Origin of the sequence: Streptomyces oceani (assembly GCF_001751245.1) — a bacterium.
In the GTDB taxonomy this organism is placed as follows: Bacteria; Actinomycetota; Actinomycetes; order Streptomycetales; family Streptomycetaceae; genus Streptomyces; species Streptomyces oceani.
Window position 1 is genome coordinate 1 of sequence record NZ_LJGU01000109.1, and the last position, 12238, is coordinate 12238.

The 12238-nt window shown below is 72.8% G+C and carries 10 protein-coding genes and 1 pseudogene; 7 read left to right on the plus strand and 4 right to left on the minus strand.

Features of this window, described 5'->3' with window-relative positions:
• The first annotated feature begins 187 nt into the window (after nt 1-187).
• Complete coding sequence (locus AN216_RS05175; protein ID WP_070195402.1) at nt 188-1390, plus strand: IS110 family RNA-guided transposase; 1203 nt, start codon at nt 188-190, stop codon at nt 1388-1390.
• A 438-nt stretch (nt 1391-1828) separates the two neighbouring features.
• Here the strand turns inward: AN216_RS05175 and AN216_RS05185 are convergent, their stop codons facing one another.
• Together AN216_RS05185 and AN216_RS05190 are read right to left on the minus strand one after the other, a co-directional pair.
• Nucleotides 1829-3427 (minus strand): serine/threonine-protein kinase, encoded by a 1599-nt coding sequence (locus AN216_RS05185; protein ID WP_139140859.1) that lies wholly within the window; start codon nt 3425-3427, stop codon nt 1829-1831.
• Nucleotides 3428-3838: 411 nt separating this feature from the next.
• Nucleotides 3839-4819: pseudogene (locus tag AN216_RS05190) on the minus strand (DUF3027 domain-containing protein); the annotation flags it as partial.
• 435 nt (nt 4820-5254) lie between these two features.
• On the opposite strand from AN216_RS05190, the gene AN216_RS05195 reads away from it, so the two are divergent.
• The 5 genes from AN216_RS05195 to AN216_RS05215 all read left to right on the plus strand — a co-directional run bounded on the left by AN216_RS05195 (nt 5255) and on the right by AN216_RS05215 (nt 10151).
• The gene (locus tag AN216_RS05195; RefSeq protein WP_170843034.1) at nt 5255-6670 is read left to right on the plus strand and encodes an MFS transporter; all 1416 of its coding nucleotides are present in this window, start codon (nt 5255-5257) and stop codon (nt 6668-6670) included.
• 210 nt (nt 6671-6880) lie between these two features.
• Nucleotides 6881-7375, plus strand: a complete 495-nt coding sequence (locus AN216_RS05200; protein ID WP_070195406.1) for a hypothetical protein — start codon at nt 6881-6883, stop codon at nt 7373-7375.
• Nucleotides 7372-8280 carry a futalosine hydrolase gene (locus tag AN216_RS05205; protein ID WP_244502324.1) on the plus strand — a complete coding sequence of 303 codons (909 nt, stop codon included), beginning with the start codon at nt 7372-7374 and terminating at the stop codon, nt 8278-8280. The genes AN216_RS05200 and AN216_RS05205 overlap by 4 nt, the downstream gene beginning before the upstream one ends.
• A complete protein-coding gene (locus AN216_RS05210; RefSeq protein WP_070195407.1) occupies nt 8273-9247 on the plus strand; it encodes a 1,4-dihydroxy-6-naphtoate synthase in 975 nt (324 codons plus the stop codon). The genes AN216_RS05205 and AN216_RS05210 overlap by 8 nt, the downstream gene beginning before the upstream one ends.
• Before the next feature lie 109 nt (nt 9248-9356).
• Nucleotides 9357-10151 (plus strand): hypothetical protein, encoded by a 795-nt coding sequence (locus tag AN216_RS05215; RefSeq protein ID WP_244502325.1) that lies wholly within the window; start codon nt 9357-9359, stop codon nt 10149-10151.
• Between the two features lie 80 nt (nt 10152-10231).
• Here AN216_RS05215 and AN216_RS30610 read toward each other — a convergent pair whose 3' ends face one another.
• On the minus strand, nt 10232-10615 hold the full coding sequence (locus AN216_RS30610) for a cold-shock protein (RefSeq protein ID WP_070195408.1): 384 nt from the start codon (nt 10613-10615) through the stop codon (nt 10232-10234).
• Between the two features lie 382 nt (nt 10616-10997).
• Between AN216_RS30610 and AN216_RS05225 the strand changes: the two genes are divergently transcribed.
• Nucleotides 10998-11273 (plus strand): hypothetical protein, encoded by a 276-nt coding sequence (locus AN216_RS05225; RefSeq protein ID WP_070195409.1) that lies wholly within the window; start codon nt 10998-11000, stop codon nt 11271-11273.
• 20 nt (nt 11274-11293) lie between these two features.
• Here AN216_RS05225 and AN216_RS05230 read toward each other — a convergent pair whose 3' ends face one another.
• Nucleotides 11294-12007 (minus strand): HAD family hydrolase, encoded by a 714-nt coding sequence (locus AN216_RS05230; RefSeq protein ID WP_079166280.1) that lies wholly within the window; start codon nt 12005-12007, stop codon nt 11294-11296.
• Nucleotides 12008-12238: the final 231 nt, after the last annotated feature.

Consider the following 12238-nt stretch of genomic DNA (forward strand, 5'->3'; position numbering starts at 1 on the left):
TCTGGGGCAGCGCGGGTGGGGCAGGGATGGTTTTCATGCTGGCTGCCCTCGATGGCTCAGGTGGCTGATCCCCCTGCCCCGCCACTTCTTCCGGACTGCTGATTAGGCTCTGCGGACCATCGCTGTGTAGGGCGAGGACAGGCGGGAGGAGTCGCGCCGCACGTCGCCGAGCGAGGGGAGCGCCACCGTGACAGCCCAGGCCGGATTCGATATCGCCAAGGACTTTCACTGGCTCGCGGTTACCGACGACCGCGGGCGCCCGCTGTTCAACCACCGGGTCGACAACACACCCGAAGCTATCGCCAACGCCGTCACCGAACTGCTCGCGATCCAGGACGAACACGGGCAGGTCGCCGTGGGCTTGGACATCCTGGGCGGCATCGCAAGTCTGCTGACCGCAATGCTCCTGGCCGAGGGCCTGCGCTGCGTCCACGTTCCGGGCCTCACCGTCAACCGGGCCCGGCGCGGGACACGCGGTGGTGAGAACAAGTCCGACCCCCGCGACGCGAAGACCATCGCCGAGCAGGTCATGCTCCGCGACGACCTGCGCGTGGTCGACCTCCCGGACGAACAGACCGTGGAACTGCGGCTGTTGGTCAGCCACCGCACCACGCTCGTCAAGGAAGCCACCGCACGCACCTCGCGGCTGCGCGACCTGCTCACCGGCATTCACCCGGGACTGGAACGCGTGGTGGATCCCACCTTGAAATCCGGATTGATCCTGCTGAGCCGCTACGTGACCCCGGACGAAATCCGTCGCGCCGGCACCGCCCGTATCACCGCCTACCTGCGGCGTCATGGCGTCAGCAAGCAGACGACCGCCCAGGCCCTGGCCGAAGCTGCGGTCACCGCCGCACGCGCGCAGAAACCCTCCTTGCCCGGGGAGCGTCGCACGGCTGCCCTCGTGCGCGAGTTGGCCGATGAACTCGCGGCCGGCAAGGCCCGCCTCAAGGCCCTGGAGGCCGAGATCGAGGAGCTGGTCACCGCCCACCCTGACGGGGCCCTCATCCGCAGCCTGCCGGGGATGGGGGCCGTCCTCACCGCCGAGTTCATCGCAGCGATCGGCGACATCCACCGCTTCCCCAGCGCCGACGCCCTCGCAGCGGCTTCCGGCGTCGCACCGGTGCTGACCCAATCCGGGAAGGTGCGCTACTCGCGCAGTGCGACCGGAGGCGATAAGGCCCTCAAACGCGTCTTCTACCAGGCATCGTTCTGCTCGATCCAGCGTGATCCCACCTCGCGGGCCTACTACGACCGGAAGCGGGCCGAAGGCAAACGGCATCACCAGGCCCTCATCGCTCTGGCACGACGCAAGGTCAACGTCCTCTACGCCATGCTCCGCGATCGCCAGCCCTTCCAGCACCGGCCACCCCTGCATCTCGTGGCTTGACAGAAGCATTAGGCAGCCCCCTCGGGTCGCGCGCCACCCTCGGTCGGCACGGTCTCCTCGGCCGCGGCGGCCTCCGCCGGCTCGGTGTCCTCGACCGGTCTCTCCGCCGCCTGCCCACGGCCCCGCTCCAGTGCGGTGTCTTCGGCGTCCCCGGCGTCCCCGGGGCTGGTTTCGCCGGCCGCCGCCGCNGCCTCCTCGCTCAGCCACCCGTACACCCTCGGGCGTCGCGGGTGTGTCCGTCCGCTGTCGTGCGCTGACGGTACGGCAATCCGGAGCCCGGCAGCAGACCGCGCCCGTAAGGACCGGCCGGGCGTCGGAGGGGCTGGTCGCCGCTCCCACACCAGATGCGCCATTTCGCCGGGACCGGCCCGGGTCCGACTCCGCCGCCATTGATACACGGGAGCGCCGGCGCTCCCGGCCGGCGACCGGACTACTCCGTCAGCGCTTTCCGTAGTTCTCCGGGCCGCAGGAGCGCGAAGCTCGGTTCGTCGCGGCGTACGCGTACGGATAGAGCCAGGATTCCGCGAGGAGGTCGGTGCGTAGGGTCCGGACGGTGATCACGTAGCGCCCGGAGGTGCGCATGTGGGCACGTTCGAAGAATCCGTCGTCGTAGTCGCCACGGCGTGGGCTGCCATCGCTGTGGGACTGGGCGGACCACAACGTCAGCTTCTTTCTCCACACGCCGCTCTGGCGGAGGAAGTCGTAGACCATGGAGGCCATCGCGGCGTCCGGCATCGGGAAGACGCTGACAGAGATCAGGATGGGCGGGTTCGGGCTACGCTGCTCCAGATACACCCCGGCCATCACCTGCGGGCAGTCGCAGGAGGTGAGCACGGAGGCCAGATTCCGGGGCCCGACCTCCTCAGCCGGCCGAGGGCCCGCCGCCACCCGCGAGTACTCGGCGTCGAGATCGTTGACGATCCTCTCGGGCAGCAGGGCGTCCACCGTGAACGGCGTCGGATCGGTTGCCTTGCTGTCCCACGACCGCTCGTCGATCTTGTCGTCTCCCGCTGTTCCGGTGCTGGTCGCCTCGTCCGCGGGTCCGAGAATCCGGTCGACCTCGGCGCGCTGGTCCCGTATGAGGTCCGGTACGCGCCACGGCCAGGGTCGGGTGGACATAGCGGCATGGCTGATGAGGTCGGTGAGGCGGCTCGTGTCGGGCCGCTCGGCGGGGTTCTTGGCCAGACATGCTTCGACGACCTCGCGCACCCGGCCGGGGAGCGCCGACAGGTCGGGCTCGGCGTACAGGACGTTGTGGAGCACCTGCTGGAGCGACGTTCCCGTGAACGGGCTCGCCCCGGTACAAGCCATGACCAGCACGGAACCGAGCGAGAAGATGTCGCTCGCCGGCGTGATCGTGGCTCCTTCGACCTGTTCGGGAGACATGTAGGGCGGCGAGCCGAGCACCCAGCCGGTCCGGGTCAGCCGGGTGCTGCCCGGCTGATCGTCGACGGCCAGCGCGATACCGAAATCGACCACCCGGACACCCGCGTCGTTGACCAGCACGCCGCCCCGCCCGGAGAGCGGGACGCCGGTCGTGGTGACCTCATCGGTGAGAAGGATGTTGTCCGGCTTGAGGTCCCGGTGCACCAGGCCCGCCCCGTGGATCTCGTCGAGGGCGGCGGCCAGACCCCCGGCCAGTCGCAGAGCGGCCTTCTCCGGAAACGTCCCGGAAGTGACGCCGACGGTGGTGGCTCCGTCGGTAGCGTCACCGGTCACGCTGGCGTCGACCACCTGTTGCAATGACGGGCCGACGACGAAGGTCGAGGCCAACCACGGGGCGGGCGCGTCGAGATCCGCGTCGAGCACCGGCGCGGTGTGGGCACCGCGCACCCTGCGTGCCGCGGCGACCTCCCGCCTGAACCGCCCTTGATGACGCACGTCGTCGGCGAGGGCCGCGCGGATGAGTTTGACGGCCACCAGCCGGCCGTCCGACGCGGTACCCAGAAAGACCCGGCCCATACCGCCGTGGCCCAGTACGGCCAGTAATCGGTAGGGCCCGATCTCCCGCGGGTCAGACTCGGCCAGGGGCTCCACCGCCACCACCTCCAGGCACAGATCATGCCGCCCGAGAGCGGACCAGGGTAGGCCCGGCGGCGTCCCACGTCCCGGTGGGAGGGAGGCGGCTCCTGGCCTTCCCGGCAGACGCGGCCACCGCCGCCGGACGGGGCCACTGGGGGTGAGTCTCGCGGCCGACTCGCCTGGCCGGCTGACGCCTTACGAGCCGGGGCTTCTGTCCTTCTTGGCAGCGGTCTTCTTGGCCGCGGCTTTCTCCGGCGCGGTCTTCTTGGCCGCGGTCTTCTTGGCAGCGGTCTTCTTCGACGCGGTCTTCTTGGCCGCGGTCTTCTTCGACGCGGTCTTCTTGGCCGCGCTCTTCTTCGACGCGGTCTTCTTGGCCGAGGAGCCACCGGAGCCGGAGGCCCGCGAGCCGTCCGCGCCGGCCCCCGCATCCGCGTCGGCCACCTCGCTCTCGTCGGTCGCCTCACCCGCGTCGCTCAGGCTCAGCGCCTCCGTACGGGTCTCGTCCAGCACCGGGGGCGGCGGCTGCGGCGGTGCCGGCATCACGGCGGCCTCGGAGTGCCCGCCGCAGCCGTACGTCAGCGCGACGACCTGACCGTCGGCGGGGCTGAACTGGTTCGCGCACAGTCCGAAGGACTGCCGCAGCGAACCGGCCAGCGGCACCAGGAAGCCGCAGCTCTGACAACAACCCGGAGCCGCCTGGGCCATGGCGCTGGTCGGGCCGTGCGCCTCCTCCCAGCGGTCGGCGGCCTGGTGCAGGCCGTACCGGGACAGCACCCGAGCCCGGGTCATCCCGATCTCCTCGGCCACCTCGGCGATGTCTCCCCGGCTCGGCTGCCCGTCCCCGGACGTCTCCACGACCGTCGGCTCGCCGGCCTCCGACCCCGCGCGCTCGGGCTGCGGCCGCTCCGCCGCCGCACGCTCCGTCGCCGGCCGCTCCGCCGCCTCCGGTACGGTCTGCCACCGCGTCCCCGGCTCCGGGACCGCTGAGTTGGGCGGCGGTACGTCCTCCCCGGAGAAGCCGGGCTCCAGCCGCAGATCATCCTGTTCGGCGGGCAACAGGTCGCCCGGCCCCATGTCCCCCGGCCGCAGCCGCTCGCTCCAGGGCACCCACTCCGGCGCCAGCACGGCGTCCGGACCGGGCAGCAGCACCGTCTCGTCCAGCGTGACGACCTTCGCGCGCGCCGCCCGCGTGACCGTGGTCGCCCAGCGCCACCCGCGATAGCCGGGCTCCCGGCACTCGAAGAGGTGGGTCACCACCCGGTCCCCGTCCGCCACGGCCGTCAGCCACTCGCCGACCTCGCCGGGCCGGGCGGCCTCCTGGGCGGCCTCCCGCGCGAGTTCGACGGCCTCCGCGCAGAGCCGGTCGGGCGTGCGGGACGTACGGCGGCCTCGGGTCGCGGCGCTCATGCAGCACTCACCAGAATCGTCTCTCCCACGCCGTAGCGGCGCCCTCGTCGCAGTCTGACCGTGCGTCGACCGTACGGACCGGGCGGGGCGGGGAACACGGACGGAGCGGAACCTACGACCGCTGCGACGTCCGCGCCCACGCTCGATGGCCGTGCGGAGCGCACCGCTGTCCAACGCTACCCCAACCGTCCAGCCAAGGATCAGCGCGGTGGCCACCACCGGCCACGAGGCCCGCGGCGCCCGGTGATTCCAGGGCACGACGCGTACGGGCGCGCGGGCGTACGGCGTACACCCGCCCGAGCGACCGGTGGTTACCCGGGCGACCAGGCGACCGGTGGTTACCCGGGCGACCGGGGCCGCTCCGGGAGCAGCCGCCGAAGACACCCAAGCATCGGAACAGCCGCATATCGGACGTACTGCGGCAGACTGAGGCCCGTGCCTGCCGACGAGCCCCGCGCGCACGCCCCGAACGACGCACATCCGGGGCGCCTGCGACGTACGGGACACGTGCTGTGGCGGACGCCGGCGGCGCTGGGCCGCCGTGTCCGTCGGGCCACGCGGGCGGGCGGGGCCGGCGAGTCCGGGCTGAGCCGCCTCATCGAACTGCACGCGGTCAACGCCTTCGGCGACATGCTGATCACCGTCGCGCTCGCCTCCACCATCTTCTTCTCCGTGCCCACCGGCGAGGCACGCGACCGGGTCGCGCTCTACCTCCTGGTGACCATGGCCCCGTTCGCCCTGCTCGCCCCGGTGATCGGGCCGCTGCTCGACCGGCTTCCGCACGGCCGGCGGGCCGCCATGGCCGCCGCCATGCTGGCCCGGGCGTTCCTAGCGCTGCTCCTCGCGGGCACCGTCGCGACCGGCGGGCTGGAGCTGTATCCGGCAGCGCTGGGTGTCCTGGTGTCCTCCAAGGCGTACGGGGTGGTGCGCTCCGCCGTCGTGCCCCGGCTGCTGCCGCCCCGCGTCTCACTGGTGAAGGCCAACGCCCGGGTCACCCTCGCCGGTCTGCTCGCCACCGGGGTCGCCGCCCCGGTCGGCGCACTGCTGCACCAGGTGGGTCCGCACTGGCCACTGTACGGCGCCTGCGCGGTCTTCCTCGCCGGCGCCGTCCTGTCCCTCAGCCTCACCGCCAAGGTCGACTCCGCCAGGGGCGAACGGAAGGCCCGGCTGCGTCCCGACCCGGCCACGGACCCGAGGGCGAGCCAGGGACGTGGCCAGGTCAAGGCCCCCGGTCAGGGCCAGCCGTCCAAGCCGGGGCTGCGGTCCGCCGGCTCCTCGGTGCGTACGGGGCTGCTCGCCAACGCCGCCGTACGCGCTCTGTCCGGTCTCCTCACCTTCTTCCTGGCGTTCCTGCTGCGGGAGCACCCGCTGACCGGGCTGTCCGCCGCGGTGTCCCTCGGTCTGGTGGCGGTCGGCGCTGGTACGGGCAACGCGCTCGGCACCGCGCTCGGCGCCTGGCTCCGGGACCGCGCCCCCGAGGTGATCATCGCCACGGTGCTGACCTGCGCGCTCGCCGCGACGCTCTGCGCCAGCCTGCTGTACGGCACGGCCGCGGTCGCCGCGGTCGCCGCCGCCACCGGGCTGGCGCAGGCACTGGGCAAGCTCTCCCTGGACGCGCTGATCCAGCGGGACCTGCCGGAGGAGGTGCGCACCTCCGCGTTCGCCAAGTCCGAGACCCTGGTGCAGCTGTCCTGGGTGGTCGGCGGCGGGATCGGCATCTCGCTGCCGTTGAGCGGCACCCTCGGGATGTGGGTCGGTACGGGGATCATCGCGCTCGGCGTGCTCCTGACCGCCCGCCGCCTGCTGACCGCGCCCCGTACGGGCACCTCAACGCCCGCGCGGGTCGCCTGAACGACCGTGCCCGGCCGGGCGGTTGGTCTGTGTGGGCCAGGTGCTCGCCCTGGCCTGGCACGTCCGTACGAGACGCCGGACCCGCGGGGCCGCGTCGGGACCTGCCGGGGCCCGCCGGAACCCGCCGGGTCGCCCACGGGGCGCACGGCACACGGCACGCTGCCGACGGGCGGCGCGGAGCCGGATCGGACCGACCGGTAATCTGCCCGCATGACCAATGCGCTCTCGGGCTCGCGGCGGGGCCTTCGTACCGCCACCGCCATCGGCACCGTCACCCTCGGGATGCTCGCCCTCGCCGCGTGCGAGAAGCCGACTCCCCTGATGACCGTCACGGTCGGCAGCGACACGGTGACCGCCGAGGCCGCCTGTTACGAGGACGGCGCGGTCCTGGACGACGCCAAGGCCAACGCGTGCTCGAAGAAGGACGACGCCGAGCAGACCATCACGGTGGACAAGGACGAGAAGATCCGGATCGGCGTCGAACCGGACATGGCCGAGGACGGCTGGCTGCTGCTGGTCAACAACCAGCCGGTGCTGTCCGAGCCGAGCGACGAGACCTACCTCACCTTCCCCGGCGAGGCGTTCTTCCAGAAGCAGGGCCCCACGGGCACGCCGGTGCCCACCGAGAGCGCGAAGATCACCGTGGTGCAGACCGCTGACAAGAAGGTCAAGGGCGTCTGGCAGGTCCAGGCGAAGCAGGATTGACCACCGAGGCCAAGGCCGGGATGACGACCGCGGCTGCGATCGCGGATCCCGGCGAAGCGGCGACCGCCGGCGAGCCGGTCGGCCGTACCGCACGCGTGCTGGTGGTCACCGCCGTGGCCGCCGAGCGGGACGCCGTACTGCGCGACCTGGGCACGCTCGTCACCGTCCGGCTGCCCGGCGGCACGGAGTTGCGCCGGGCAGCCCCCGGCGAGGATCCCGGGGGCTGCCCGGCGGTCGGTGCTCCGGCGCTCAGCGATCCGTCGGCCGACGCGCTCGTCCTGGACGCGCTGGCCGCGGGCGTGGGCCCCGGAGCCGCCGGAGCGGGCGGCGGCACCGCGCTGACGGCGGCGACACTGGCGGGAGCGCCGTACGACCTGGTGGTCTCGGCCGGGATCGGCGGCGGGTTCCGCGACCGGGAGCCTCCGCCCGACGGCCCGACGCCCGACGGCCCGGCGCCGCTGGTCGTGGCGAGCGCCATCATCGCCGCCGACCTCGGCGCCGAGACCGCACAGGGCTTCGCCTCGGTCACCGAGTTGGGCTTCGGTACCGACGAGCACCGCCCGCCGCCCACCCTCGTACGCGCCGTGGCCCGGGCGACCGGCGGCACGTCGGGACCGGTGCTCACCGTGTCCACCACGACCGGCACGGCGTCCCGCGCCGCCGAGTTGGCGGGCCGGCACCCGGGCGCTGCTGCCGAGGCCATGGAGGGCTTCGGGGTGGCCGAGGCCGCCGCCCGACACGACGTCCCGGTGCTCGAGTTGCGTACGCTCTCCAACTCGGTCGGGCCGCGAGACCGCGCGGCCTGGCGCGTCCCGGAGGCGCTGGACGCGCTCGCCCGGGCGTTCGCGAACGCCACCCCGATCCTGGGGTCCTGGATCACCGACGACTGGAGAAAGCGTGTCTGAGCGGCCCGTGCACATCGCCTACTCGCCCTGCCCCAACGACACCTTCACCTTCGAGGCGTGGGCGCACGGCCGTATTCCGGACGCTCCGCCGCTGACGGTCACCTTCGCGGACATCGACGTCACCAACCGCTGGGCCGAACACGGCGGCGCGTCCCAGACGCTGCCCGACGTGCTCAAGGTCTCCTACGCCGTGCTGCCCCGGGTGCTCTCCCAGTACGCGCTGCTGCCCTGCGGCGGCGCCCTCGGACGCGGCTGCGGACCGCTGGTGCTGACCCGTCCGCCCGGCGGCGAGGGGCTGGAGAGCGTGCCCCACGGCGGCGGCCCCGCCGCCGTGAACAACGGCGGAGCTACCCGCGACGCCAGTGGCGGAGCCAGCAGCGGCACCGCCCAGGGCAGCGCGCTGACCGGCCGCCGGGTGGCCGTACCGAGCGAACGGTCCACCGCCTACCTGCTGTTCCGCCTCTGGGCCGCGGCGGAGGTGCCCGGCGGGGTGGGTGAGATCGTGGTGCTGCCGTTCCACGACATCATGCCCGCCGTGCGGGACGGCGAGGTGGACGCCGGCCTGGTGATCCACGAGGCCCGCTTCACCTATCAGGACTACGGGCTGCACTGCCTCGCCGACATGGGCGAGCACTGGGAGGCCACCACCGGGCTGCCCATCCCGCTCGGCGCGATCATCGCCAGGCGGTCGCTGGGTGAGGCGACGCTGCGCACCCTGGCCGACACCATCCGGACGTCCGTACGGATGGCCTGGGACGATCCGGAAGCCTCCAGGGCGTACGTCCTGGAGCACGCCCAGGAGATGCAGCCACGGGTCGCCGAGCAGCACATCGGGCTGTACGTCAACGAATTCACCCCCGACCTGGGCGAGGACGGTTACGCCGCGGTGCGCGGGCTGCTCACCCGCGCCGCGGCCGAGGGACTCGTGCCGCCGCTGGGGCCGGAAGCGCTGCGGTTCCCGTCCTGACCGCCGACCGGCCGCTCCCCCGTGTCGGGCGGTTCCGGGCGGGCGGCGACCCCGTGGCGGTCGGGGAAACGGGTGGTCGACGCCGCGGGAACGCGACCACGGTGCGCGGATGTCGTACCGACTCGACGCCGTCATAGGCGACTTCGACCACCTACGCGGCTGGGCTGAAGGAGCGGCGGTGGTCGCCCCGCTCAGGCAACGCATGGGACTGCTGCTGCCTTCCACCGCGTTGCGCGAAGACCTGCCTCGAACCCTTCGTGACCTCTTCCGGGCCGGACCAGTGGCCCAGGTGGAAGCGGACTTCTGGGGCGGTGACGGGCGACAGACCGCCGCCTTGTGGCGGGCTGGTGCGCGGGAGTGGGGGCCGGTGCGCACCTCGGATTTCGACGGTCCGCGGGAGGACTGGCCAATCAACGCGGCGCTCGCCCGGCTCGGCGTGGCCTCGGCCGGCCCCGGAGCGCCGGACTACCACGACCTGTTCCTGGAGGTGGGCCTCGGCCGAGGACGGGACGAGAGGGACTGGAGCTTCGCGGCTCTGGAAGCCCACGACGTCACCACGTACGACGAGTGGCACGCGAGAGAGCGGGCCCGGCGCGAGTCCGAGGAGCGTGCCGCCGCCGAGCGGGCCCTGTGCGAGCGGCTGCCCGGTGTCCCCGTGCCCCTCAACGGCAAGGAGATCATCGCCCTGCTCGGCATACCTCAAGGTCGAATGATCGGGGCGGCCGTCCGCCACCTCCAGCAACTCCACCTCGACGGCGGCCCCGTGTCCCGTGCGGAGGCCGAAGCCGCGCTGCACGCCTGGGCGGCGGAGCAAGGCCCCGCCCCTGCCAGTGGAGAGCGGGAGGACGGCCTGGTCCTCCCTCGACCCCCTCCGGCCGATCCCGGTGCGTTCCCGAGAGCCTGACCGGGACGCGGGGACGCTGGACGAACCAGTGCTACGACATGCTCCTCGCCGGCCGCCGCACCCAGAACGCCGCTCGCGGCTCAGACGTCCAGCTGGTCGGCGACCGCCCGCAGCATGCCCGCGATCTTGCGGCCGTGCTGCTTGTCCGGATAGCGGCCCCGCTCCAGGGACTGCGACACCCCGTCCAGCAGGGTCGTCAGGTCCTGCACGATCGACGCCAACTCGGCCGGTTTGCGTCGCTGGGCGGCGGCCACCGAGGGGGCCGGGTCCAGCAGGCTGACCGAGAGGGCCTGGTCACCGCGCTGTCCGGCGACCACGCCGAACTCGACGCGCTGTCCTGGCTTCAACGCGTCCACGCCGGCCGGGAGCACGGATGAGTGCACGAAGACGTCACCGCCGTCCTCGCGGGAGAGAAAGCCGAAGCCCTTCTCGCTGTTGAACCATTTGACCTTGCCGGTAGGCAAAGCAGCACCCCATTCGTCACCCAAACCGGACCAACGTGTTCTAGCAGGTCAGGGTATCCAAACCGGCCGTGACTGCCTGCTCCCGCCATGAAGCGTCCCCGCTTCCCTACCCAGCGTCAAGAGCAGTTGAACCCCATCGGCCCATCGGCCCGCCGACGTGATCAACACCACTCGATGCCCGCTCCGATCCGAGCCCGCCTCGTGCCCTGTCCGTGCCCGAGCAGGACCGACCGGAGTCGATCGCCTGCGCCCGGAGCCAGCTCGTACGGCGGCTCTTCGGCGTCTCGTACCACCCGGGACCGGCCGAGCCGGCGTCCCGTACGCGCCGAGCCGGGCGGCGGTCCCGTGCCGGCGGGCTTGAGGCAGCCTCTACCCTGGCCTGGTGAGCACTGACACTCCTCAGGCCGGCGACCGGCTCGTACGGGCCGGCGGCATCGTCTTCGCGCTGGGCGCGCTCGCCACCCTGATCACGGTGGCGCCGTTGTTCCTGGGCACCGAACGGTTCCCCGCCCCGGCGTACTTCGTCTGCATGCTGATGGGCGTGGGCTTCGTGCTGGCCGCGGCCGGGCTGCTGCGGTCGGCCGCCGCCCAGCGGCAGGCGGTGCGCGCGGCCAGCGGCACGACCAGCGGCACTCCGGCGGCCACCGCCCAGGGCTGAGCCACCCGCCCGCGGCCCGTTCACCGGGCCACGTCGGCACCCGGGTCCGTGCCGGGATCCGCCCCCGCGCCCCCGTCCATCCGGTCCTGGTCCGCCCGGTCCTGGTCCGCCCGGTTCGTCGTACGCCAGCCGGCCAGCCAGTCCGGGAAGTCCGGCAGGCCGCCGGCCAGCACCACGTCCGCGCCCGCAGCCAGCAGTTCGTCCGCCTCGCACGGCCCGGTCGGCACCGTGACGGACAGCGCCCCGGCCGTACGGGCGCCCCGTACGTCCCCGGTGTGGTCACCGACGTACACCGAGGCGTCGTACTCCCGCAGTGCCTCCGCCTTGGCCTCCGCCCAGAGCCAGCCGATCACCGCGTCCGGTTCGATGCCGAGGTGGGCCAGGTGCTGCTTGGCGTTCGGCTCGTGCTTGGCGGTGACGACGATCGCCCGCCCGCCCGCGTCCCGTACCGCCCGTACGGCCTCCCGGGCGCCCGGCATCGCGAGGCACGGCTCGATGGCGTACTCCGGGTACAGCGCGCGGTAGCGGTCGGACACCTCGGCGATCCGGTGCTGCGGGAACCACTCGGCGATCTCCTGTTCCAGCGGCGGCCCGAGCCGGGAGACGGCCAGATCGGCGTCGATGTGGGTGCCGGTCTCCACGGACAGCGCGCGGTATGCCGCGCGGATGCCGGGGCGGGTGTCCACGAGCGTCATGTCGAGGTCGAATCCGATGGTCAGCTGATCTGTAGGCATGCCCACATTCTGCCCCGACGCACCCCGTACACTTAGGTCTGCCTAACCAGAGCCTGTAAGACCCGGCGCCCGCGCCGGGTTCACGCACGCCAGGCTCACCACCCCCGACGGTCGTATCGAGGACGCCATGCCAGCCGCCACTCCCCGTGCCCAGCAGCCGGTCCCGGGTGCCGGCGCGGCCGGCGGGCACGGCCGGGCACGCGACACCGTCCGCGCCACAGCGCGCGACGC